This window comes from Alteromonas sp. KC3 (genome assembly GCF_016756315.1).
Lineage (GTDB): Bacteria > Pseudomonadota > Gammaproteobacteria > Enterobacterales > Alteromonadaceae > Alteromonas.
The window spans coordinates 4,103,761-4,128,601 of the sequence record NZ_AP024235.1 but is presented as its reverse complement, the minus strand read 5'-3'; the positions used below and the strand labels follow the sequence as shown (position 1 = coordinate 4,128,601).

Annotated in this window: 22 protein-coding genes; 11 read left to right on the top strand and 11 right to left on the bottom strand. The window is 46.1% G+C overall.

Features of this window, described 5'->3' with window-relative positions; all coding sequences use genetic code 11:
- Positions 1–51: 51 nt before the first annotated feature.
- The gene (locus JN178_RS18205; protein WP_202262724.1) at positions 52–948 is read right to left on the bottom strand and encodes a LysR family transcriptional regulator; all 897 of its coding nucleotides are present in this window, start codon (positions 946–948) and stop codon (positions 52–54) included.
- Positions 949–1,127: 179 nt separating this feature from the next.
- On the opposite strand from JN178_RS18205, the gene JN178_RS18200 reads away from it, so the two are divergent.
- Positions 1,128–1,868 carry a hypothetical protein gene (locus JN178_RS18200; protein ID WP_202262723.1) on the top strand — a complete coding sequence of 247 codons (741 nt, stop codon included), beginning with the start codon at positions 1,128–1,130 and terminating at the stop codon, positions 1,866–1,868.
- Between the two features lie 25 nt (positions 1,869–1,893).
- Here the strand turns inward: JN178_RS18200 and JN178_RS18195 are convergent, their stop codons facing one another.
- A complete protein-coding gene (locus JN178_RS18195) occupies positions 1,894–3,060 on the bottom strand; it encodes an ROK family transcriptional regulator (protein ID WP_232369615.1) in 1,167 nt (388 codons plus the stop codon).
- Positions 3,061–3,265: 205 nt separating this feature from the next.
- Here JN178_RS18195 and JN178_RS18190 point away from each other — a divergent pair, with 205 nt between their 5' ends.
- Positions 3,266–4,252 carry a carbohydrate kinase family protein gene (locus JN178_RS18190; protein WP_232369614.1) on the top strand — a complete coding sequence of 329 codons (987 nt, stop codon included), beginning with the start codon at positions 3,266–3,268 and terminating at the stop codon, positions 4,250–4,252.
- A 63-nt stretch (positions 4,253–4,315) separates the two neighbouring features.
- Here JN178_RS18190 and JN178_RS18185 read toward each other — a convergent pair whose 3' ends face one another.
- Positions 4,316–5,920, bottom strand: a complete 1,605-nt coding sequence (locus JN178_RS18185; protein WP_202262722.1) for a cisplatin damage response ATP-dependent DNA ligase — start codon at positions 5,918–5,920, stop codon at positions 4,316–4,318.
- Complete coding sequence (locus tag JN178_RS18180) at positions 5,920–6,936, bottom strand: ligase-associated DNA damage response exonuclease (protein WP_202262721.1); 1,017 nt, start codon at positions 6,934–6,936, stop codon at positions 5,920–5,922. The genes JN178_RS18185 and JN178_RS18180 overlap by 1 nt, the downstream gene beginning before the upstream one ends.
- A gap of 144 nt (positions 6,937–7,080) precedes the next feature.
- On the opposite strand from JN178_RS18180, the gene JN178_RS18175 reads away from it, so the two are divergent.
- Together JN178_RS18175 and pdeM are read left to right on the top strand one after the other, a co-directional pair.
- On the top strand, positions 7,081–9,549 hold the full coding sequence (locus JN178_RS18175; RefSeq protein WP_202262720.1) for a ligase-associated DNA damage response DEXH box helicase: 2,469 nt from the start codon (positions 7,081–7,083) through the stop codon (positions 9,547–9,549).
- A gap of 40 nt (positions 9,550–9,589) precedes the next feature.
- Positions 9,590–10,294, top strand: coding sequence for a ligase-associated DNA damage response endonuclease PdeM (pdeM, locus tag JN178_RS18170; protein WP_202262719.1), 705 nt, complete (start codon positions 9,590–9,592; stop codon positions 10,292–10,294).
- 167 nt (positions 10,295–10,461) lie between these two features.
- Here the strand turns inward: pdeM and JN178_RS18165 are convergent, their stop codons facing one another.
- The 3 genes from JN178_RS18165 to folM form a co-directional block, all read right to left on the bottom strand.
- Complete coding sequence (locus JN178_RS18165; protein WP_202262718.1) at positions 10,462–11,355, bottom strand: carbon-nitrogen hydrolase; 894 nt, start codon at positions 11,353–11,355, stop codon at positions 10,462–10,464.
- A complete protein-coding gene (locus JN178_RS18160; protein ID WP_202262717.1) occupies positions 11,342–12,406 on the bottom strand; it encodes an agmatine deiminase family protein in 1,065 nt (354 codons plus the stop codon). Before JN178_RS18160 ends, JN178_RS18165 begins: the two co-directional genes overlap by 14 nt.
- A 119-nt stretch (positions 12,407–12,525) precedes the next feature.
- Complete coding sequence (gene folM / locus JN178_RS18155; protein WP_202262716.1) at positions 12,526–13,233, bottom strand: dihydromonapterin reductase; 708 nt, start codon at positions 13,231–13,233, stop codon at positions 12,526–12,528.
- A 158-nt stretch (positions 13,234–13,391) separates the two neighbouring features.
- On the opposite strand from folM, the gene folE reads away from it, so the two are divergent.
- The gene (folE, locus tag JN178_RS18150) at positions 13,392–14,075 is read left to right on the top strand and encodes a GTP cyclohydrolase I FolE (protein WP_202262715.1); all 684 of its coding nucleotides are present in this window, start codon (positions 13,392–13,394) and stop codon (positions 14,073–14,075) included.
- 57 nt (positions 14,076–14,132) lie between these two features.
- Here the strand turns inward: folE and JN178_RS18145 are convergent, their stop codons facing one another.
- The gene (locus tag JN178_RS18145; RefSeq protein WP_202262714.1) at positions 14,133–14,360 is read right to left on the bottom strand and encodes a hypothetical protein; all 228 of its coding nucleotides are present in this window, start codon (positions 14,358–14,360) and stop codon (positions 14,133–14,135) included.
- A gap of 288 nt (positions 14,361–14,648) precedes the next feature.
- Positions 14,649–16,598: an alpha-amylase family glycosyl hydrolase gene (locus tag JN178_RS18140; protein ID WP_202262713.1), complete on the bottom strand. Its 1,950-nt coding sequence runs from the start codon at positions 16,596–16,598 to the stop codon at positions 14,649–14,651.
- 281 nt (positions 16,599–16,879) lie between these two features.
- On the opposite strand from JN178_RS18140, the gene JN178_RS18135 reads away from it, so the two are divergent.
- The gene (locus JN178_RS18135) at positions 16,880–18,094 is read left to right on the top strand and encodes an MFS transporter (protein ID WP_226432025.1); all 1,215 of its coding nucleotides are present in this window, start codon (positions 16,880–16,882) and stop codon (positions 18,092–18,094) included.
- Positions 18,095–18,207: 113 nt separating this feature from the next.
- Positions 18,208–19,020, top strand: coding sequence for a mechanosensitive ion channel family protein (locus tag JN178_RS18130; protein ID WP_202262711.1), 813 nt, complete (start codon positions 18,208–18,210; stop codon positions 19,018–19,020).
- Here JN178_RS18130 and gloA2 read toward each other — a convergent pair.
- The gene (gloA2, locus tag JN178_RS18125; protein ID WP_202262710.1) at positions 19,017–19,400 is read right to left on the bottom strand and encodes an SMU1112c/YaeR family gloxylase I-like metalloprotein; all 384 of its coding nucleotides are present in this window, start codon (positions 19,398–19,400) and stop codon (positions 19,017–19,019) included. The two genes, JN178_RS18130 and gloA2, sit on opposite strands and share 4 nt — an antisense overlap.
- Before the next feature lie 13 nt (positions 19,401–19,413).
- Positions 19,414–20,364, bottom strand: coding sequence for an aldo/keto reductase (locus JN178_RS18120; protein ID WP_202262709.1), 951 nt, complete (start codon positions 20,362–20,364; stop codon positions 19,414–19,416).
- 145 nt (positions 20,365–20,509) lie between these two features.
- Between JN178_RS18120 and JN178_RS18115 the strand changes: the two genes are divergently transcribed.
- The 4 genes from JN178_RS18115 (at position 20,510) to dbpA (ending at position 24,836) form a co-directional block, all read left to right on the top strand.
- Entirely contained in the window at positions 20,510–21,046 is a 537-nt protein-coding gene (locus JN178_RS18115; protein ID WP_202262708.1) for a lipocalin family protein, read from the top strand.
- Between the two features lie 69 nt (positions 21,047–21,115).
- Entirely contained in the window at positions 21,116–22,165 is a 1,050-nt protein-coding gene (gene pyrC / locus JN178_RS18110; protein WP_202262707.1) for a dihydroorotase, read from the top strand.
- Positions 22,132–23,457, top strand: coding sequence for a substrate-binding periplasmic protein (locus JN178_RS18105; protein ID WP_202262706.1), 1,326 nt, complete (start codon positions 22,132–22,134; stop codon positions 23,455–23,457). Before pyrC ends, JN178_RS18105 begins: the two co-directional genes overlap by 34 nt.
- Positions 23,457–24,836 (top strand): ATP-dependent RNA helicase DbpA, encoded by a 1,380-nt coding sequence (gene dbpA, locus JN178_RS18100; RefSeq protein WP_202262705.1) that lies wholly within the window; start codon positions 23,457–23,459, stop codon positions 24,834–24,836. The genes JN178_RS18105 and dbpA overlap by 1 nt, the downstream gene beginning before the upstream one ends.
- Positions 24,837–24,841 lie beyond the last annotated feature (5 nt).

Sequence of the window (24,841 nt, the reverse complement as noted above, 5' to 3'; positions counted from 1 at the left end):
CGTTAGGGCCATTTAACAACTTATGAAATATACGTTGTTAAATGGCCTTTTTTATTGAGCTATGTTCTTGAGAGTTTGCATGAGGCGGTTGAGCCAACCGTTGGCCAGACTGGGCTTGTAAACCAGTACGACCTCCTCTTCGTTACAACTCTGGTTTTCTACTATATTAATCGTCGCGAGCTCTTCTGTCGTCGCTACAAACTCGGGAACATATGCCAGTGCCAACCCACGACGCACCAAAGATATAAGCGTGCTAAAGTCGTTGCAGCGATACTGAATGTATCTTGGCATTTTTTCATCATGCCAACCATCAGAGCCCATACCTCGGCGAATGCCACAAAGAGGGGAAACATTAGGGCAGGCAAAACCGAAACTGCTCAAACCTGCCATCGAGACGTTGCCATCTATCAATGAATTTATGATGGGATGAGACTTGCCTGCTACAATGCAATACGTCGTTTTCCCTAAACTAATAGAAGTGAGCTCACTTCTGGCACCGTGCTCTTGCAGTCCTGCTTTGGTGACCAAAGCTAAATGGCTTTGCCCAGTAGATACATGACTTAGCGCCTGCCCCTCCCAAACTGCATCAACGTTAAATTCCAAGGACATACTGTGTAGCCCTTTTACAATATCGCTTAGCTGATGTTGGAGCAGGATCGCTGGTCCAGACAGTTTTACGGTTGTAGTATGGTCAGCACCAATAAACTCACTAATCGCTTGTTCAGTCTCATGGACAATATGCAATGCATACTGGCGAAACTTTGCTCCCTGTGAATTAAGTACAATATTGCGCCCAATTCGATCGAAAAGTGTAGTGCCAAGTGTGTTCTCAAGTCGTTTAACAACTTTTGATAGGGCGCCAGCAGTGACATTCAGCTTGACCGACGCACGTTGTAAATTGCCACAGTTCGCTATTTCTATAAATTTCTTCAAGTCATCGGTATCCATTAAACCGTTTCCTAACTGGAAATGAATATTGAAATTTTATAGCTTAAAAGTGAATGTTCGCAATGTAATACTCTCGCCAATTCAACCCATACGCACATACAGTCAGGATTCATTGTAGGAATGCCAAGAGCAACAAGTGGTATGTAGGTATTGTGTCTTCGTCATCACGAGTAATAAAAATGAGATTTAGCTTAATTTTTCTGTGCTTTTTTACACTTGTAGGTTATTGCGTTGCCAACACTGAAAATCATGGCGGGGAGCATAGTGGTCATGAGTCACATCGAGTGGGTATGCATGGTATGGTGTTGTTCAGCGATGGCTTGCACCTATATGCGAGCCACCTCCCACTATATAGTACGCCGCATGACTATCAAATTCTTTATCAAGTCGAAAGTCGGTACCAAAGTGAGTTAATCAGCCTGCTTACTACAGCGCGTCGAGAAGTTGATCAGAGAAATGCGCTGCTAACACTACTGCCAGAGTCATTTGACTTGAATAGGCTTATTGCCGGTGATGCTTTTGAAATAAAAGCAACATTCTATAAAGGTCATTTTGAACGCGGTGGTTCAAAATGGAAAGAAGACGAGAGTTTTCAATTTGTGAAACTAATTTATAAGCGACAGTTACCAGCTTCCAAGAAGGGGGGCGCGTCGGCCTCTCAAACAGTACACAACCCAAATCATCATGCTACCCAATGGGTTTCCCTGCCAACTGAAAATGGCAAAAAGTCCATGTATGTCTATCGAATTGAGCGCAGGCCATCATTTGATGCCATTGTGTTAGCAGAGGGCTGCCCATCTGCAGAGCATCTACCATCAGTGGCGCCGCGAACGCCAAGTATTGAGCAAGTTTATGCAGCATTTGATACTTGTAGTCATCGCTCGGTAATGTATTTTGAGACAGCAGATTTCGCACTCTAAAGCAAACATTATGGGTAACGTACCTTCACGCGTAATTAGCCAATAAAGGTAAGTTGGCGCTGCCTATGGACTGCGCTTTGGCGCCAACATTGCCCGCTGTTATTGTCACAGGAGACAGTCCTCTCATATCTAAACGCGATAGTGCATTTTGCGTTGTGTCTACAAGCGCTTGCCTCACGTCGTTGGGCATTGCGCCGTCTATAATGATGCCATCGAGGTCGAGCAAACTCATTGCGCAGTGACTTGCATATGCGAGTCCTTGCGAGGCATTGCTTATCCACGTTGTTATTTCATGGGGAGAACACTGCCAATGGGAAGGGTGCTCATACAAAAGGCCGCCATTCTCGCCATTCGCATTAAGTTGCTGCTCAAGTAGATAAAGAGAAGACTGTTTTATGAGTTGTTGTACTTCCTTTCCATTAAACAGTGACAGCGAGCCAATTGCTCCCGCCCTGCCGCTTTTGCCCTCTAAAAGAGAACCATTGAGCACTAACCCACCACCCACAAAAGTACCAACAAAAATATAAAGGAAGTTACGCCATTGGTGAGCGTTGCCAAACGATAGTTCGGCGCTACATGCTGCGGCGGCGTCATTTCGCACAAAAACTGGTAGGGCTAACAATGCGTTTAACTGGCTTGCGATATCACATTGCTGCCACTGTTTTAACACCTCTATTGGCGCTCCTGCTTCCTCTGCCCAGTGCCATATTTCAAAAGGCATGGCCACACCGATTCCGCGGATCCGAGTGGTAAGGCTTTGGTCTAACGAGCTCGCAACAACATTAAATGCGCGCTGTGAAAAAGAGAGTAGGCTATCGACACTCGGGAAATCAACGCGTTCGTGCAGTGAGGCAACTACATTGCCAACGAAATCGATGAGCGTCATATCATAACTGCGCCTGCCGATCTTAAGTCCTACACTAAAAGCACCGTCTTCATTAAGTGCAAAAGGGATCTTGGGTTGGCCTTTCGCGCCTTTTAGGGGCGAAAGTCGCTTAACCAAATCGTCGGCTTCGAGTTTTTTAATAATAACTGTTGCAGATTGAGCAGACAGGCCTGTCATTTTTGAGATAGTCGCTTTTGGGAGGGCACCGTGCTGACGTATAAGTGCAAGCACCTCTCGTTCGTTTTGCGAGCGATTATCTAACAGTTCAGGTGCATTATTGTCGTTTAAGTCTACAGGTGTATTCACTATCTATGTGCATCAGCATTATGACAAAAGTTACGCTAAGGTTATCACACAATTCTCATCACTTAATGGTGTAATCATAAGCACAATACAATTAAATCAATCTAGTTGATTTAATTGGAGTGATGGTCAATACTACAGCGAAAGTCTGCTAAGCCGGTGGACGTTAGAAGCGCAGTAACGTTCGAATCGTCCCGAGTAGTGAATTATGAATAGTGTCGAGGTGGGTATGAAAATTTTATGTTTAGGTGAAGTGCTAATTGATATGTTAAGCCAGGGGGCTGCGCCAAAAGACAATAGCGCACCTGCAATGCTTCCCTTTCAACCCTACGCGGGTGGCGCCCCTGCCAATGTTGCCGTGGCAGTTGCAAAGCTAGGCGGGCAAAGTGCAATGGTATCTAAAGTGGGTAACGACACCTTCGGCGAGTTCCTTAAAGCAATGCTAGCGCATTACCAAGTGAATACCGATTTTGTGTGGACTACTGACGCGGGCAAAACGGCCTTAGCATTCGTTAATTTAGACGACGATGGCGAGCGTTCATTTGATTTCTACGTTGATAATGCGGCGCACAAGCACATTTCAGAAGATGATCTGTCGTTAATTCAATGCGATGACAACAGCGTTCTGCATTTTTGCTCTGGTTCTATTTCTACTCCAGAACTGCTCCCGAGTACCCATTACATGTTAGATAAAGCCAAACAGAATAATATGATGGTGTGTTTGGATATTAACTATCGCCCCGCATTTTGGGACGACACTTCAAACGCACCTACGCGCATTGATGAAGCGGCCAAAAAGGCGACCATTATCAAAGCAAGCCGAGAAGAACTTGCTGCGCTTTATGGCGAAGACAACGCAGAAATTAAAGTTCAGCAGTGGTTACAAAGCGGCGTAAAGCTGGTTCTTGTTACCGATGGTGGCGAGCCCATTCACTATTATACTGCCACATTCAAAGGCACGCTTGCATCGCCAAAAGCTGATGTAAAAGACACAACGGCAGCAGGCGATTCCTTTATTGGCGGTTTCTTGTATTACATCACCACTTGTGTTGGTAACACGGTTGAGTTTAACCAATGGGTTGAAAACGCTGAACAGGTTGATGAGGCCACTGCGTTTGCTATTCGCTGCGGCGCCTACACGGTTACCCAGTTTGGGGCTTTCAGTGCACTTCCTACGCACGATGATATTGCCTAGCTATAACGACAATGTGGGCGCAAAGGCAAAAGCCCGCAGGTTAAAGCCCGCAGGTTTTAAGCGTTAACGTTCAATCAAGCTTTTTACTGTATCCAGCGTGTCTGCCTCGTTTGCCGGTTTATCCCAGCGAATGCGGTGAATACGCGGAAAGCGAAGGGCCACGCCCGATTTATGTCGGTTAGACGGATGCACAGCATCGAAGGCGACTTCTAGCACCAAGGCTTTTTCTACTTCTCTCACCGGGCCAAAACGGCCAACAGCATGTCGCCTCACCCAGTTATCTAGTTTTTTTAGTTCTTCGTCAGTAAACCCTGAATAGGCTTTGCCTATAGGTAATAGCTGCTCGCCTTCCCATGCGCCAAAGGTGTAGTCGGAGTAAAAACTGGAACGCTTACCGTGGCCGCGCTGGGCGTACATCATGACCGCGTCTACCAAGAGTGGATCGCGCTTCCATTTAAACCACTGCCCTTTAGGCCGCCCTGGCACATACACACTGTCTAAGCGTTTAATCATCAATCCTTCAACAGCACGGTTTTCACACACACTGCTGTGAAGTGCTCTCAGGTCCTGTGGTGAATCTGCATCTAGTACATCAGACAAAAACAACTGCGGATGTGGGTTGGCACTTAGGTAGTTGGCGAGTTTTTCTCTGCGGGCCTTCAAAGGCATTTGTGTTATCGATTTACCCTCAAGCATAAGTGCGTCATACACAATAAGGCCTACGGGTGACGATTGCATTAGCGCTTTACTGGGTTTCTTTTTGTTCAGTCGTTGCTGAAGTGCGTTGAAGGTATCTACATTAGGAAGTGCATTGTCTGTAGCTTGGTTGTGGATCACCAGCAACTCACCGTCTAACACCATGTGACCTGACATATCACTGAGTAAATCGGGAAATGAGTGACTAATATCATCGCCCGTGCGTGAATATAGCGCTTTTTCTGGTGCTGCTTTCTGCGTATTCAGGCTTAATTGCACTCGTATACCGTCGTATTTGTTTTCAATTTGCCAGGTATTTGGCGCAAAGGCGTCGATATCCTTCTCTTCAATGGGGTGTGACAACATAACGGGGTGAAAGGTCACCACATCGTCAATGTTTGGCTTACTCGCTTTCCCTTCAAGCCATTGCAAAAGTTCGGTGTAGGGCGGTGAGACCGCATGCCATAGGGTTTCAATATCCTTAATGTCTTTATTGCCATAGTCAGCGAGAATGTGCTTAATGGAGCGTGCTGACACCCCAATGCGTAGCCCCCGTGTACCAAGCTTTAGTAACGCCCAGCGCTGCGAGGGAGTCATCATCGTTAGGTAGTCAGCCAAGGTCTCTGAAACGCGTTGCTTGCTAATACTGGCAAAGGTCTCAACAATGCTTCCTAACGAAGGCAGCGGGGAAACTGGCTCATTGTCAGGCCAAAGGTGCGCCACTGTCTCACTCACCTCACCAACGTAATCATAACTCATGGCAAATAGGGCAGGGTCGGTGCGCTCGGTTATTAGTTTCTTAACCGTGTTGCGTTTAAAAAAATCAAATCGCAGAGTTCCCGCCATGGCTGCAATAGCCCATCCTCTGTCGGGGTCGGGTGTATTGGCAATGTAGTCAGCAATAAGCTGCGCTTTGGCTTTCGTGCCTGCGGTGTAGTAAAGCTGCTCAAGTAAATGACTGAAGGCTTCCATTAGTCACCTCCTTGTTCTGCTTCATCATACCCAACAAGTGACAATGCACGCGCTTTGTAGCCCATCTTTTGGGCTTGGTACATTAGCGCATCTTCTCTTCCATGGGTTACCCATACTTCTTTGGGGTTTACCTCTTTAATAGTTTGAAGGAGTTCGGGCCAATCGCAATGATCGGAAATAATAAGTGGAAGCTCAGCATTGCGCTGTTTAGCGCGAGCGCGAATTTGCATCCAACCTGAGGCCATCACTGTGCGTACATTGGGTAAACTTCGAGACCAGCGGTCTGCCAGTGCCGATGGCGGAGCAATCACTATTTCGCCAGCCAGCGTAGCTTTGTCTGCAACGTCTGACACGGGAATTAAATTGCCTAAGTCAATATCGAATTGGCGATAGAGTTCGCAGAGTTTTACTTGCGCACCATGCAGGTAAATGGGCTTGTGATACCCTGCTCGACGCAGCGCAATTATGAGACGCTGGCACTTACCTAGCGCGTAAGCTCCCACCAAATGGCATCGCTGTGGAAATACTCGTAATGAATGCAGCAGTTTGTCGATTTCATTTTCTATGGGTGGGTGCGTAAAAACAGGTAAACCAAAAGTTGCCTCGGTGATAAGTACATCACACGGAACGACTTGAAATGGCGGGCAGGTGGGGTCAGGCCGACGCTTGTAATCGCCTGATACCACAACGCGGTAGCCAGCATATTCAATCAGCAACTGGCAAGAGCCCAAAATATGCCCTGCAGGATAGTACGTGACTGAAACATCGTTGAAATAAAGCGGCTCGGCCAGAGTCACGGCATGTTGCTCTTTAGCCATGTCCTCGCCATAGCGGCTACGCATGATAGCTAGCGTCTCTGTGCTGGCGTAGACGCTATGATGCCCTGCACGTGCATGGTCTGCATGACCGTGAGTGATAAGTGCTGTGGCGACCTCTTTCATGGGGTCGATATAAAAGTCACCTGGTTCGCAATAAAGGCCAATGTCGTCTGTTTTTAACCATGTTTCAGGATGCACGCTGTTTAAATACCTATTTTGAACACAAACCTACCGATATATACGTAAAATCAGTAAGAAGGCGCAATCTCTTGCCACTTTTCATATAACTAAACCGTTCAGTGCAGCCTGCGTATAATGAAAGAAAACCACAACGAGCAAGAAATGACATCACTGCCTTCAGTATTTACTGACTGGTTCAAGCAAAAAGGCTGGCAGCTTCGCGACTATCAAAAGCGCATGTTGGTAGAGAAGGACCAACACAAAAGCACTCTGCTAATTGCGCCAACGGGCGCAGGCAAAACCCTGTCGGGGTTTCTTCCAAGCTTGGTGGAGCTTTATGAACACACTAAACAGGCAGAATTTAAAGGGTTGCATACCCTCTATATTTCCCCACTTAAGGCCCTGACCCAAGATATCCATCGCAACCTTTTGCAACCTATAGAGGAGATGGGATTAAGTATTACCGCAGAGACGCGCACTGGCGATACCCCATCGCATAAGCGCCAGCGCCAGAGAAAAAAGCCGCCTCATATACTGTTAACCACGCCTGAGTCGCTCATGCTGATGCTAAGCTATGCTGACGCCGATAAGCTGTTTGGCAAATTACAGCGTGTAATCATTGATGAAACCCACAGCTTAATGGCCAATAAGCGAGGGGACTTCTTATCGCTTGCGTTAGCGCGGCTTAATGTGCTGTCACCACAGCTTAAACGCATAGGCTTGTCAGCCACGGTAGCCTTTCCTGAAACCTTAGGGGCGTGGTTGGCTGGAACTGACAGCCAGTCGCACATTGTTAAAGTAAAAGCCGGCGAGAAGCCCAATGTGGAGATGCTTCACTCAAAAGCGCGCATGCCTTTTGGTGGCTTTATGGCGCGCTACGCCATTGATGATATCTATCACGCCATTGAAAACGCCCAAACTACCCTTGTTTTTGTGAACACCCGTGCGCAGTCAGAGCTTCTGTTTCAAATGTTATGGGAGGCAAATAAAGCGGCGCTCCCGATTGCCTTGTATCACGGTAGTTTGAGTAAAGAGCAGCGTCGTAAAACGGAAGCTATGATGGCAAGCGGGCTATTGCGCGCTGTGGTGTGTACGTCTGCCCTTGAACTGGGCATCGACTGGGGGGACGTGGACAAGGTAATTCAAGTGGGGGCACCAAAAGGTGTAAGCCGTTTACTGCAGCGTATTGGGCGCGCCAATCACCGTTTAGACGAACCCAGTGAAGCATTGCTAGTGCCGGCCAACAGGTTTGAAGCGTTGGAATGTCAGGCGGCCATTACGGCGATTGAAAAAGGAGAGCTAGATGGCGAATCGCCACAACCGGGCGCGCTCGATATTGTTCCCCAGTTTATCCTAAATTGTTTGTGCAGTAACCCTGATACACCAGATACTCTTTATGCGCAGATACTTTCGGCAACGCCGTATCAAGGGTTGGACAGGGATGATTTCGACAAGCTATGGCAGTTTACCCAAGACGGCGGCAGTGCCCTAAATGCTTACGAGCGTTACCAGCGCCTGAGTCAAAACGAAGACGGCACCTATTCTCCGGCCAATCGCCGTGTTATTCAGCGTCATCGACAAAATATCGGTACCATTGTTGAAGCTGGGCGGCTTAAGGTGAAGCGTATCCGCCGGGGTAACCAAGGCAAAATTATTGGCGAAGTAGAAGAGTATTTTGCACAGCAGCTAACGCCTGGCGATACCTTCTATTTTGCCGGAGAGGTGCTCAAATTTGAGGCCATTCGCGATATGCAGCTACACGCAAAACCCGCGAAAGCCAAAGAGCCTAAAATCCCCAGTTATGCGGGTGGGCAAATGCCCCTATCGACGTATTTAGCAGACGGTGTACGCGCCATTTTGGCAACGCCGACAACGTGGAAGGCTCTGCCCGGGCAGGTGCAAGAGTGGCTCAACCTTCAAGCTGCCTTTTCTGAGCTACCTCAACCTGGCAATGTATTGGTCGAACAGTTCCCTTTTAGGCAAGCTTACTACACCCTTTACTATACATTTGACGGTAGAAAAGCCAATCAAACACTTGGCATGCTGCTAACGCGGCGAATGGAAAAAATGGGCATAAAACCGTTAAGTTTCAGTGTGACAGATTACGGGCTGTCAATAGCGTCAGTAAATACACTCTCCAAAGGACAGCTTCAGCAGCTGTTTCAACCTGATATCTTGGGTGATGAGTTAGAAGACTGGATGCTGCAAGCGCCTATGCTCAAACGTTCGTTTCGACAAGTGGCGGTGGTAAGTGGCTTGACCGAGCAGCGTTATCACGCTAGTCAAAAGACCATGAAGCAGGTCACGTTTTCTACCGATTTAATATACGATACGCTGCGCGAACACGACGCAGACCATATACTGTTAAAGGTTGCGCGGGCGGATGCCGAGCGCGAGTTATTAGACTTAACGCGCTTGGCAAACCTGCTTATTCGCTATGTGGATAGTGCGGTGCTCGTGAATTTAGAAAAACCGTCGCCCATGGCGATCCCCATTGTGCTTGATGTACGCAGTGAACAAGTAAAAGGCGCAGGGGCACAAGCCATTATCGAGCAAGCTAATTTGTATGCCGAAGCAGAAAGTATGCTTGATGAAGTGCGCGCGCTACTTTCCACTGCCGAGCGTAAGTAAATGACGTTTAAACGTTAATTGATGAAGTAGAAGGATTATTTTGGCTATCAGTGACACATGGCTGACACAGCAGTTAGGTCAGCGGCAGCTCAGCATTACAAAATTTGCTGATTATCTATGGATCCTCGATGCCCGTGGCGTTGCCTATTTACCAGCCTGTGATTGGCTAATAGTGTCTGATTTACACTTGGAAAAAGGCAGTTACCTAAGTAGTTATGCAAACCCGTTACCTAATCTAGATTCAAGGGCCACGCTTGTGCGATTAGACAAGATAATACGCGACTATAACCCTCGTCGCGTCATTAGTTTAGGTGATAGCTTTCACGATAAACACAGTATGTCACGCATGATAGAAGAAGATCGGATTTACCTGTGTGATTTGGTTCATCGCGTAGAAGAATGGTTTTGGGTGGAAGGAAATCACGATCCCGATTTACCCGATGGCATACCCGGAACGCCGTGTTTTGAAGTGCTGCTAGGTGATGCTGTGTTTCGTCATGAGCCTCAGCAAGCAAATGTTAAAGCACAAGTAATAGGGCACTTTCACCCTAAGACTCGCACCGCTATTTCGCGGCGTCGCTTTACCGGTAAATGTTTCACCCATAACGACGGGCTATTTATTATGCCTGCGTTTGGGCAGTTTACGGGCGGGCTTGATATTGATGAAGACGTTATGCTGGCGCTTTTACCTAAGAAAGCGCGGCACACTTTTATGATGTATGACGACATTCTTTTTAAGGTGTAGCGTTTAAAAGTGTAGCGCTAAAAGATGTTGGGCTTTAAGGTGAAACTATCTGAAAAGAAGGTGTTGTTGAGTGTTCTTCCAAATAGTCAATCAAGCATAAAAAAAGCGGTACAAACCTTTTAGTTTTGTGCCGCTTTTTCTCTAGCTGTTACTTTCGCCAGTGTTTATTAATCACGCCATCGCTTTGTCAAATCGTCGTAGGCGTCAATGCGGCGGTCGCGGAAGTAAGGCCAAATGCGCTTTACTTTCTCGGTACGCTCCATATCTAGCTCAACGGCTAATGTCGTTTCACCATCAGCTTCGGCTTTGGCCAAGATTTCACCCTGCGGGCCCGCAATAAAACTTTGCCCCCAGAACTGGATACCTGGGTCGCCTTCTACTGGAGAGGCTTCAAAGCCCGTACGGTTAGCGACGATAACAGGTACTGAGTTGGCTACCGCGTGTGCTCGTTGAATGGTTTCCCAAGCGCCATGCTGACGAGCGCGCTCGTCATCGGTGTCGGTTAGATCCCAGCCTATTGCCGTTGGGTAGAACAGCAAGTCTGCTCCTGCCATCGCCATAAGGCGTGCAGCTTCTGGATACCATTGGTCCCAGCATACCAATACGCCAAGTTTTCCAACGCTGGTTTCAATGGGTGTGAAACCCATATCGCCCGGGGTGAAGTAAAACTTCTCATAAAAACCAGGGTCGTCAGGAATATGCATTTTGCGGTATTTACCGGCAATCTCTTTACTTCTGTCGAACACAACGGCGGTATTGTGATAAAGCCCAGAACCACGTTTTTCAAATAGTGAGGTGACCAACACAATGTTGTGTTTTTCTGCAAGCTCGCCGAAAAATTCCGTTGCCGGACCTGGAATTGGCTCTGCCAAATCAAAAGCGTCAGTATCTTCTTGCTGACAGAAGTACATGGTGCTGTGCAGTTCCTGAAGCAATATACATTCACAGCCTTCAGCGGCTAACTTGGCTATTTGCTCGGCACTTTTATTCCAGTTCGTTGCTTTGTTGTTATCGGCAACGGCCTGCTGTACCAGACCAACTTTTAGCTTAGTTGGGCGCATGTAGTGACACTCCTTTCTCTAAGGTGGCAATAATCGAATCTTTTAATGTATGTGTGGGTACTTGCATAGAAATACAATGCAAACTACCGTACTGCTTTACGAGTACACTGCAATCAATAGGTTCAACAATGTGCCCAGGATACGCTTTTTGTACCTCGGCTATTGCTTCATCGTCTTCTGGCTGTCCGTACACGGGCAACAAGATAGCCTTGTTACAAATAAGGTAGTTGGCATAAGACGCAGGTAACCTGTCACCCTCTTCATTTTCGATATAAGGTAGCGGAAGGTGGAATTGCTCATGTTCTGGCAATTCTAACGCGCATTCGTCACACAATGCTTTTAGCCCCTCGTAGTGGCTGTCTTGTGGTCGGTTGTTACTCGCCTGAATGACCAAGCCTTTATCCGGAGTAAAACGCACAAGTGTATCTATGTGACCGTCAGTATCATCACCCTCAAGATGACCGTGTTGCAAAACGGTAACCTTGCTACAGCCTAGCATATCTTTAAAGGCGTCTTCGTAGGCCGTCAGCGACATATCGCCATTGCGCTCAGGGTTTAACAAACACTGTGCGGTGCTAAGCAAATGCCCGTCTTCATCAATTTCAAGTGCACCGCCTTCGGCAACGATTGGGCTGCTGCGCAGTGCCGCATTACACATAGACGCTAAATAACGCTGGTTTGCTAGGTTGTCTTCGCTTGCGTTGAATTTATTTCCCCAGCCATTAAAACGAAACTCTACTGGATAACCAATGCCTTCTGCATCTTTACAGGTAATAAAGCCGTAATCGCGCATCCAAGTATCATTAAAAACGGCGGGTACGATAAGTACACGAGCATCGTCAGGCAACTGACTCTTGAGACTATCCACATCGTCAGCAGCACAAAGCAGAATAACGCCCGCATTAAAACGGTTTACCGCAGCAATGACATTAAGATAAGTGCTTCTTGCTTCTTCAAGCCAAGGTGCCCAGTCGGTTTGCGCATGTGGCCACGCCAACATAACGGCATCAATATCATGCCATTCGGGCGCCATAGTGCGATTGCCTTGCATAGTAAATTCCAATTAAACAATAAAGCCGAGATTATAGCCTCACCAAGGCCTATGACCAAGGTGAGGGGTGATGAAATAAATTGGCTGTGACGATTCGTAAATACGTTGATTGAAATGAATTACTTTAGGTGCCGCCCACCGTTTAGGTGAAGAGTTTGCCCTGTGATGTAATCGCTTTGCATGAGATAGTGCATGGCTTTTACCGCTTCTTGTGCGCCGGGAACAATTTCAAGCAAGGATTTTTTTATGGCCTTTTGCTTGTAGGTGTCGTCATCACCCTCGTTAAACATGAGCAGTGCTGGCGCAATACTGTTTACCTTCACGCGAGGTGCGAGCTTTTTAGCAAAAGATAGCGTGAGGTTGTGCAAGGCGGCTTTGCTAGCGGCATACGCCATATGTTTTTCGCTACCTGTTTCTTGGACATAATCAGTCATATGGATGATGTCGGCTTGTCCCTTATCGCTAGTTAGGTGTGATTCAAGCGCCAAATTAATACGATAGGGCGCAACGGCGTGCACCATCATCATGCTGTGTATTAATGCGTGCTTGTCTTCACTGTCTTTCTCTTGTGCCCAATCTGAGGCATTGTGAATAATGGCTCGATAGGTTTTACTGATTGCTTTAATCTCATCAATTGCTCGATCAATAGCCGCCTCAGTGCTAAAATCCGCCTGTAAAACGGTGGCGCCCATCTCTTTGAGTGCGGTTATTGTTGGTTTAAGTGTTCGATAGGTGATGACTACTGAGTAACCTGTCTCTAACAAACTTTCTGCCATGGCCAGTCCGAGTCTTTGGCTGGCCCCTGTAATTAAAATGGGTGAACTCAACGCGAATGCCTTATTAGTTGGGTAACGGTTTACCAAAAGTGTGCCACACACCCAATAGGATGCATTGGCATTAAATAAAAGTCATGTTTCCTTGTAATGGATCTGTAACGATTTGATTAACGTACAAGATCAAAAAAGAAGTAATAACGGATAAAGTAATGTTAGCAAAAGAAGCGGTAATTGTGCGTGATGCACTGGACCCCTCCATTTCAGAACCTGCGCAGCGCGTGCGAGAAGCCTTACAAGCCAAAGGGTTAGAAACCCCTATGGTTGAAAATGGCCTATCGGATGAACAAAAGCGTAAACGCATCGAAAGTGCAATGCGTGATGTAATGGAAACGCTTGGCTTGGATTTAACCGACGATAGCTTGTGCGATACACCTAATCGCATTGCTAAAATGTACGTAAATGAAGTGTTCAGTGGGCTGGATTACCGCAAGTTTCCGAAAATCACTGCTATTGAAAACAAAATGCAGATTGATCAACCTGTACAAGTGTCAGACATTAGTTTGACAAGTACATGTGAGCATCACTTTGTGACCATTGATGGTACGGCGACGGTTTCTTATATTCCGAAAGACACTGTTATTGGTTTGTCAAAATTGAACCGCTTGGTTGGCTTTTTTGCCCAGCGCCCTCAAGTGCAAGAGCGATTAACGCAACAAGTACTGGTTGCGGTTCAAACCCTAGCGAACACCGATGATGTGGCGGTAAGCATTAATGCAACACATTATTGCGTGAAAGCAAGGGGTATTCGAGACACCAGTTCTTATACCAAAACATCGGCCCTCGGTGGGCGTTTTTTAACTGATAACGAACTTAGACGGGACTTTTTCCGCTAACCACGAACATAAAAAAGCCGCTCAATTGAGCGGCTTTTTACTTAACGTCAATTAAAATTATTTCATTGCCTTATCAGATTCGATAGCATCGATAACTAGATTAACACGTCCGCCTATACCATCGGCTGGGGTTAGACTTAACATTTTTTTACAGCAGTCACAGGTTTCGTGCTGTTCGTGATACATATCACGCAGCGCTTCGCGTCTTAACTCATTAATTGTGCCGCAATGCGGGCACATGTATTCCAAAGCACTATCACTTTGCATAGCTTTTTCCGTCACCATTTTCACATATCCGTATGAAGTAAGGTCTACCCCGTATAGTGGCACCACATAATTGATGATGCATTGCCGCAAGAGCAACGTTCACAACCATTATACGTAAAGCGAAAGCAATTCGATTTGCTTAACGGAAAGTATAGAACACATCAGCAAAATCACAGGGTGATTTTACACAAAAATGTTAAGTGTCTGGCGTATATAGGAATTAAGCTTTTTGGGGGAAGTGTAGTGCAGCCACAACGGCGGTTGTGACTGCCTTGGTCGAGAAAATCTTACGGATTTGCCAAGCCGCTAGTCGGCACTCAGCCATACTTGCTGAAATGGGCGAAGCGTAATAAGCGCCTCATTTCCATCAATGGTACTTCCTGTCAGTAAATCACTGCAGCGCTTGCGTTCGATGGTATTCAAAATATCCCCGCTTACCTGCTGAACATGTTCACTAAAGTTACAAATGACCAATAACTTTTGGTTGTCATGGCCTTCTCGTAAGAACGCGAAACAATGCTGATTGTCAGACTCAAGAATGTGTGTTGTCGCGTCCCCAAATACCGCATTCGTCTTTCTGATTTGCAGCATTTTTTGAAGCCCGTCAAAAACGGCTTTACTCGCAGATTGCTGCGGGCTCAGTGCTTTAGAAGAGGAGAGGGCTAAAGCGGTATCTTGCTCGGTAACTGCAATGCGATTTACCCAACGATCATCATGCTTTTTACTGTCGTCGTTACGATAGCTATAGTCATTTAGCTTGGCTATTTCATCACTAGAGTAAAGCAATGGAATACCACCAATACTAAAGGTAATACCGTAAAGCAGAAGCATACGTTTCACTGCATCATCTATTGCTTTTTGATCGCCGTGTTCTAACGCACCCTCTAGCCCACACAACGATGCCAATGAACCACATACCCGACAATCACCATTAGACGGGTTTTCAGCAAAAGGCACACCATTGGCAAAACTGCCATCAAAACGACCGGTGTAAAATTGGTTTAAGAAGTAGCGATGATCAAACGGATTAATTCCTAGTTCCTGTGCGACCGCGTCATCAAAGGTCCACCCAATGTCATCGTGACACCTTACGTAGTTCACCCATGTACATTCGCTTGTTATTGGAAAACTTTTTTGCATAGATCGCGTTAGCAAGCGTGTTTTGCGTGTTGCTAATGAATTCCACAACAACGCCATCAATAATGGGTTGTACGACAATTGACATTCATCTTTGTCGACATACTTAACCACTTCATCTGGGTGCACTATGGCTTCCGATTTAAACACTACTGCCGGTGCTGCTATTTGTAAGCAACTGTTGAACGCCTGTATCAGAACATGTGCTTTATCTTGGTTCTCACAGTTCGTTCCCATTTCCTTCCATATAAACGCCAACGCATCCAAGCGTAACGCGGCACAACCAATATTGGCCAAAAACAGCATTTCTGATGTTATGGCATTGAATACTTCTGGGTTGCTGTAATTTAGGTCCCATTGAAAGCTATTGAACGTTGTCCACACCCACTTTTCCATCGTTTCGTTGTACGTAAAACTGCCGCGGCGCACTTGCGGAAATATTTCTCGTAATGTGGTTTCAAACTGATCGGGAATTGTTCGGTCGTCAAAAAGGTAATAATAGTTTTGGTATTGCTTATTGCCAGCTAGTGCAGCCTTTGCCCACTGATGTTCGTCAGACGTATGGTTGAAAACAAAATCTAGTACTAGGTTTATGCCTTCTTTTTGCAGTGCCGCTGCGAGCTTCTCTAAATCAGCCATTGTCCCTAAAGACGGGTTTACTTTTCGGTAATCGCTGACTGCATAGCCACCGTCGCTGTCACCTTTTGGCGCATCGTAAAGTGGCATTAGATGAAGGTAGGTAATACCAAGCGCTTTGTAGTAAGGAATGCGGTCGTGTAAGTCATTCAGTGTGGGGCCCATTAAGTCAACATAAGCGGCCATGCCAACCTGATTTTGGTCTCGATACCACAACGGGTTTTTTAAGCGATTTTCATCGAGTTTTTTTAGCGCTGCTTTTCGGTTCTTAACACCGTCTCTTAACGTTTCGACTAATTTTTGTAAATGAAAATAGCAATCGTACTGGTGACCATACACATGCGTGTATTTTTCAAATAGCGTAGGGAAATGCGCCTTTAATCGTCGAGTGAACATAGCTGCATCTTTCTTTGTCAGGCCTGACAAATCAGTCGATGCCAAGATTCGGTCTAAACATAAACCACTGTCAGCTGCATAATTCATAAATGACTCCAACACATTACACATTTAGGCGCGACCACTTGTTGGATTGGCTTAGCCTAATTAACAAGTTTACAGCCTGTTTAAATTTTGTTAACTTTTATCTTAAACGATTAAGTGATTTTAGCAAATAAATTTGCGCAAGTATTTATTGTTTGCAGTTAAGTGGCGAAAAGCGAAGTGTGTTGCTGATGAAGCCTAGCGCTTTCGTACAAACTTTTATGAGATGCTCTATGACCAATCAAGATCCTAATAGCAAAATTATCCGATGGTTGACCTACTTGATGTTTATGATGTTCGCGATGACATCAGACTCTGTTGGCGAGATAATTAAAGAAGTAAAAGTGGCGTTTTCTGTGTCCAATGCACAGGCCAGCTTAATGCACTCTCTACCTATGCTAGGTATCGCGCTTTCAGGTCTGTTTCTTGGCTTTCTAGCTGACAAGTTAGGGCGTAAGCCTACAATTATTATAGGTCTCGCCCTGTTCGGTGTGGCATGTTACAGCTTTCTTATTGCTAACGATTTCGTACTCATCGTGAGTTTGATGACCTTATCTGGTGTTGCTGTCGGTGTTTTTAAAACCGGCGCACTGGCGCTTATTGGTGATATTTCCACATCGACTAAACAACATACCGCGACCATGAACGGTGCAGAAGCATTTTTTGGGGTGGGGGCTATTATCGGCCCGCTTATTGTTGCTTATTTAATTCATCAAGGTGTGGCGTGGCAATGGCTTTACGTAATCGCTGGTGGCGTGTGCACAGTCCTTATCGTTGGGGCGCTGTTGGTAAAGTATCCCAGCTATATGCGTGGCAACAGCGAGCAGGTTAAAAAAGTATCAGTAACCCAAAGCTTGGCACTGCTGAAAAATCCCTATGCCCTTGGCTTTTCTATTGGCGCATTTTTATACGTCGCGGCAGAAAGCGCCATTTATGTGTGGATGCCTAGCTATTTGGTGTGTGATGCAACATCGCTAAAGGCGACTTACGAATGTTATACAGAGGGCTTTGCGCAAACGTTAGCTATCTACTCTGTTACTGCATTTTTCATTCTACGTGCCGCTGGGCGCTTTGTGGGTATTTGGATGATGTCCCATTTCAATTGGGCGTTGGTGTTAATGCTGTTCAGTGGCGCCATTGTGTTGTGCTTTAGTGCAGGGCTTTGGGGTGGAAAAAATGTAGCCTTGTTCCTATTTCCACTGACCGGCATATTTATGTCGGTGATTTACCCAACATTTAACTCAAAAGGCATTAGTTGTTTCCCTAAGCACCAGCATGGCACTGTCGCCGGCGTGATACTCTTCTTTACGGCTGCAGGGGCGGCGACTGGCCCATTTGTTATGGGGCTAGTAAGTGATGCGAATGGCGGCGATGCAAAATACGGATTTATGGTGGCCACCGTGTTTGCAACAATCTTGTTCGTGGGTCTGGTATTTAACTACCTTTATAATCCTACACAAAGGAAACTGGCTGAGATAGAAGCCTCAGAGTACCATTAAATCAATTTTGCTGTGGCGCAAAACGACGGGTTTTGCGCTACAGCAAAAGATTGTGCTACCAACTATTGTTGTTTATGCTCTACGCATAATTGTTACAACAAGCCTTTCTTTTTATGGAAGAACTTAAACAAGCTCAAGTCCTTTACGACACACTCGTTGAATTCGCTGTTACCTATAGCTTCCAAATCTTTGGCGCAATTGTCATATTTCTTGTGGGCTGGTGGCTAGCTTCGAAAATAGGTGGAGCAGTAGAGCGCCTAATGGTAAAGCGTGATATTGATATTACACTAAGTCGCTTTACTGGCGGGGCAAGTAAGCTCGTTATTTTAGGTATTGTTATCATTATAGCACTGGGCAATGTGGGCATCAGTGTTACGCCGCTTATTGCTGCAGTCGGCGCAGTGGGTTTGGGTGCTGGCTTAGCAATACAGGGCATGCTTGCTAATTACGCTGCAGGATTCACTATTATTATCACGCGACCATTTGTCGTGGGCGACACTATTCGGGTTCAAGGTGTTGCGGGTGTGGTCGACCAGGTTATGCTGCCTTACACTATCCTTATTGATGAAGACGATGTCCATATTCAAATCCCTAACAAGCTCATTGTGGGTGAAATTCTTCAAAATTCCGCAGAACAAATGCTTATCGAGCTTGAGATTGGTGTTGCCTATTCCAGTGATGTTGAACAAGTGACCCAAATAATTACCGAGGCGGTAGCTAGTGTAGAAGGTGTGTCTAAAGAAAAGTCACCTGCAATAGGTATCGACAATTTTGGGGATAGTAGTATTAATTTCGGTGTGCGTGTGTGGGCACCCACCACACGACATTTTGAAACACGCTATGCGTTAAATCAGGCTATATTCAGCGCACTGCAAAGCGCACATGTGGAAATTCCTTTTCCACAGCGCGAAGTGCGAATGCTTTAAAGTTCGTACAGCTCTAATGGCAGTCCATCTGGGTCTTGGAAAAATGTGAAGCGTTTGCCTGTGTATTCATCAACACGCACGGGCTCGCTTTCAACACCTTTGTCACTCAGGTGACTAACCACTTCATCAAGGTTATCTACCTTAAATGCGAGATGGCGAAGTCCCTGTGCTTCAGGTCTGGTTGGCCGCTCAGGTGCTCCAGGAAAGGAGAATAGCTCTATTTGGCTTCCGTCAGGTAGTCCAAGGTCGCATTTGTACGAGTCTCTTGCTTCGCGATAATTCTCATCAATCACGCTAAAACCCAACACATCGGTATAAAACGTTTTCGACGTCGGGTAGTCGCTACAAATAATAGCGACGTGATGGAAACCTTTTAGCATATGCGCTCCTTTTTCATGGCATTTCTTGACCACGGGCAGTTTCAAAAAGCAGATACCAATGTTCGCGGGTTAGCGTTACATCCATTGCGCGTTGACTCGCCTCAATACGCGATAGATTTGTGCTTCCCAAAACTGGCTGTATCTTCGCGGGGTGTTTCATTAACCACGCCAATACAATAGCTTCAGGTGTTGTTTCATACTGTGCTGCTAGCGACGCCACAAGCTTAGCCGTTGCTTTATCATGTGCACTTTCACTCTTAGCTCCAGTATAGCGCCCCTGCGCCAAACTGCCCCATGCTTGGAGTTGGACTTTATGTGACATGCAGTATTCCAGGGTTCCTGGCGCGTAACCCATTTGCCTATTAGCTGCACTATTAGTAGTAATGCCGTCTTCTAACCAATCCCTGAATGCCAAGCTCATTTCTAATTGATTCGCCACTATAGGAGTATCGAGGGCAGATTGAAGGTACGCAATCTGGTGACCATGCATGTTAGATACACCCACATGCTTTATTTTTCCTTGCGTCTGCAATTGCTGTAAAACGCCTGCTACTTCTTCCAACTCCATAAGTGGGTCCGGGCGATGTAACAGAAGAATGTCTAATTGCTCGATATTAAGGCGCGATAAAATGCCCTCTAAGGAAGATTGAATATACTGGGCAGAAAAGTCGTAGCGTTTTGGTCCTAACGAGTCCTCAAAACGTATTGCACACTTAGATTGAATAAGCATGTTTTCTTTCAAGCTGGGCGCTTGTTTCAGCACTTGCCCAAACACGTATTCTGCTTTGCCAAACGTGTAGATATCGGCATGGTCAAATACATTGATGTTAAGCTCAAGAACCTTGTCTACGATGGCGCGGGCTTGGTCCACATCGTTTTGGGTGGCGGGGCTATCATTCCAGCCTCCTCCAAGGCCCATGCAGCCGTAAATCAGTCGGCTTGCGTGTGGAAAGTATGCTTGCATGTGTATTCTCCCTCGTGAATAAGTGCGACATGAACGGCTTACATTAGAGCGCGATGGCGACTGAATGAAAACCGCGTATAGATGAATTTAACCCAATGGGCGACAGTTTACGCCCTGAATACGTATGAAGATAAGGATTAATTACATGATCAGACGCACTGTATGGTTATCAAGTATTGTGGCATTGTTATTTGCTGTGTCAGGCTGCACGGGTGTACCGGACAACGTGAAGCCGGTCGATGACTTTGAGCTCTCGCGATACTTAGGGACGTGGTATGAAGTGGCGCGTTTTGATCATAGTTTTGAGGAAGGGCTAAGTGAGGTTACCGCTACCTACAGTATGCGAGAAGATGGCGGTGTTAATGTAATCAATAAAGGGTTTTCCAAAGAGGAAGGAAAATGGGATGAAGCGCAAGGGAAAGCCTTTTTTGTGGGGAGTGCGAATACAGGGCATTTGAAGGTTTCTTTTTTTGGTCCTTTCTATGCGAGTTACGTGATCATGGAATTAGATAAAGACAACTATCAATATGCGCTTGTTACTGGGCCTGATAGGGATTTTCTTTGGATACTGGCAAGAACGCCGACACTGCCACAAGATACACTCGAACAATTACTCAATAGTGCACAGCAAGCGGGCTACGACACTGAAAAACTCATCTGGGTTGAACACTCTTCAATGTAACGTTAACGGATGGCTTGTGCTATTATTGCGCGAACCCGCCGTTTAAACACGTATTGAGAGAGTTAGAGCATGCAAACGCTTACCATTACCACCCCTGACGATTGGCATCTTCATTTTCGCGATAACGAAATGCTAGCGGAAACAGTACCCGCTACCGCACGCTGCTTCCAGCGAGCTATCGTAATGCCAAACTTGGTTCCACCAGTGGTGAATGCTGAGATGGCAATGGCTTATAAAGCACGAATTGAAGCGGCGCGTCCGGCGGGTAGCAGCTTTGAGCCTTTGATGACCTTATTCTTGACCAACCAAACAACGGCGCAAGATATCGTTGATGCCAAAAATGCAGGTGTGACAGCCTGTAAGCTTTATCCGGCTGGCGCAACCACTAACTCAGACGCAGCAGTTAAAGGCATTCAAGCGCTTTATCCTGTGTTTCAGGCCATGCAAGAGCAAGGTTTATTGCTACTTATTCATGGTGAAGTCACTGAGCATCACATTGATATCTTTGACCGCGAGAAAGTGTTTATCGATACGCACTTAGGCCCAATCGTTGAAGCATTCCCTCAGCTTAAAGTGGTTTTTGAGCATATCACTACCGCCGATGCCGCGAGTTTTGTCGCACAGTCGAGTGATTTTGTTGGCGCGACTATTACGCCTCAACATTTACTATTAAACCGCAACGACCTTCTCGTAGGCGGTGTACGCCCTCATAATTATTGCCTACCTGTACTAAAGCGTAATACCCATCAACAGGCACTTCGTGAGATGGTAGCAAGTGGAAACAAGAAGTTTTTCTTGGGTACAGACTCTGCACCTCACGCGAAACATAAGAAAGAAAACGCTTGTGGCTGTGCAGGCTGTTACAGTGCATGGTCAGCTATCGAGCTCTATGCTGAAGTATTTGAGCAATTGGGCGTTATTGACAAGTTAGAAGGCTTCGCGAGCCATTATGGCGCTGATTTTTATGGGTTACCAAGAAATACGACTACAATGACGTTAGTAAAAGAAGAATGGACAGTGCCTGAAGAAGTAACCCTAGCAGATGGCACTGACATGGTACCATTTTATGCGGGGCAAACCTTAAGATGGAAATTGCACAAGGCATTTCAAGGCGCATAATTTTCGCGCTTTTCGCAGTAAGCTGCTTGTGGGGCTTTGCTCTACAAGCAAGCGCTGAGTCGTTATCGTATTCAATAGATACGATGCAATCATTGCCGCTAAATTCGCGCGATAAAGCAAAAATCCAAGGATACTCAAAAGTACTACTTGCTGAAAGCTTGAAAGAAAGCGGTATTACTTTAATGGCCACCGAGAGTGATTCACGCCCTACTAGCACTTCCCATATACGGCTCGGCATATTAAGAACGCCCGAAAATGAGCAGGACTTCTACTGGATTTCACCCCTGATAGCACTTGAATGTTCTGAATCAGGAGTGGTCTGTACACCAAATGCGGGCAGTCAGGCGATTAAAGTGGGCGTTACTTATATTGCATTAGAAAAGCGTAATGCTAATTCATTACTGGCTGAAAAACTTTCAGAAACCATTAGTGACTTTAAAACATCAGAGGCTTTCGCTGAATTAGCGAACCCGCTAGTTACATCGCTTAGCACTCGTTATCCCAATGCGCTATTAACCTATGGCACAATCAGTTTACCAGGCGAACTTCACGCGAATACTTCGAACCTGTGGGTAATCGCTGATTTAGTGCCTTTGTTCTCAGAACTGGGCGAGCGTGGTGAATTGAAAGGCATTGTGGCTGATTTTGTGAGAGACATTCTTGAACAAATGGAAATGCCACCTGCTATTTTGTCTGCGCCTTGGAAGCGCATAGCAAAAGAGGCAATGAGTAAGTCAAACGTCATGGTGTTTTCTGTAGTGAGAACACAAGAGCGCGATAATGTATTTCATTGGGTAACGCCTGTCTCCCGCAATCTTCATGGGCTATATGGATTAAATAAGCCCTACTTTGCATCGCTTAACGACGTGCCAAAAACGTATAGAATCGGGACATTACTAGAAGATTATCGGTATAATGTGGCAATTGACAATGGGTTCGAAGTGCGGGGATTTGGTTCTTGGCAGGAACTGGTTGAAGCGCTGCTCAGTGATGAAATAGATGTGGTGTTTGGTTCGCAGGGAGCAGTAGACCTCGGATGCACCGCAAAAAAAGATACTTGTAACAAAATCAAATTGGTAAGTGAATACGAAGTTACCACAGCATACGTTGCCCTTTCTCGAAAAAACACCTGCATTTTGGTACTCGAAAAACTCAAATTAGCAGCAGCAAGAGTAAGAAAAAGTAACACATTTAATGAGCAGTTATCTTCTTGGAGCCATATGGTGTCCAGCGACTACGGCATTGCTCATCACACCAAAAATGGTGTCATACACCTTTGGAACAAAAATTAATGACAGTTGAAACAGTAAAGCATTTAGACATTAATCCCGCCATTGTGAGAGCGCTAGATGCACAGGGTATTTATCAGTTATCCCCTATACAAGCACAATCGCTGCCGGATGCTTTGCAAGGTAAAGATATAATCGGTCAAGCACAAACTGGCAGTGGCAAAACCTTATGTTTTGTTATTCCCGCATTAGAAAGCATTGAAGTAAATGAGTTCACGACGCAAGTAGTAGTGCTTTGCCCTACTCGAGAGCTTGCCGACCAAGTTGCCGATCAATTCAGAATGGCAGCAAAGAACATTGGTAATGTAAAAGTAACGACCTTGTGCGGCGGCCAACCGATGGGGCCACAAATTCAATCGCTTAAACACAGCCCTCATATCATAGTCGGCACGCCAGGGCGTGTTATGGACCACGTTGAAAAGCGCAGAGTAGACTTAAGCAACGTGAAGCTTCGAGTATTGGATGAAGCCGATCGTATGCTAGATATGGGGTTTGAAGATGACTTGCGCGTGATTTTTGGGCAAGTACCACGTCAAGTGCAAACGCTACTATTCTCAGCAACTTATACAGAGCAAATTGAACGCGTTGCTAGGCAATACCTCAGTGATCCAGTGACGTGTAAAGTAGAGTCTCAGGACAGCAAGCCAGCTATTACGCAATTGGGTTACAACGTGTTAGCCCACACGCGTATTCAGGCACTAAAAGCCGTGTTAACGCACTATCAGCCAAAAAACGCTATCGTGTTTTGCAATCGCAAGGTACAGGTGACAGAAGTGGTTGAAGAATTAGTGGAAGAAGGCTTTAGCGCAGCTGGCCTTCAAGGAGATATGGAACAACACGCCCGCACTGCGGTACTCATGCAGTTTGCCAGTGATGCGCTGCAAGTGTTAGTGGCAACCGATGTGGCAGCGCGAGGACTCGATATCGATGATGTAGCCTGCGTTATTAATTACACGGTTAGTGAAGAGCCTGAAACCCATGTTCACCGCATAGGTAGAACTGCAAGGGCAGGTGCTCAGGGTATGGCAATTACCTTAGTAAGTGATGAGGAAGAGCACTTCCTACGCAAGATAGAAGTGCTGCAAGAAAGCGATATACCGCTTAAAGGCGCGCAGAGCTTACGCTTTCATAAAAACAAAATTACCCAACCTGAATTTACCTGTATTTCATTAAGTGCTGGCAAGAAGCAGAAGTTGCGCCCGGGTGATCTTGTTGGTGCATTAACGAAAGATGCCGGTATACCTGGAGATGATGTAGGTAAAATTGCAGTACAAAATAGCATGAGTTTTGTTGCAGTAAAGGCCCGCAGTGTAAAACGCGCGATGACGCAATTTCGCGAGGGCAAAATCAAGGGTAAACGCATAAGAGCACGAAAACTCTAACGAGG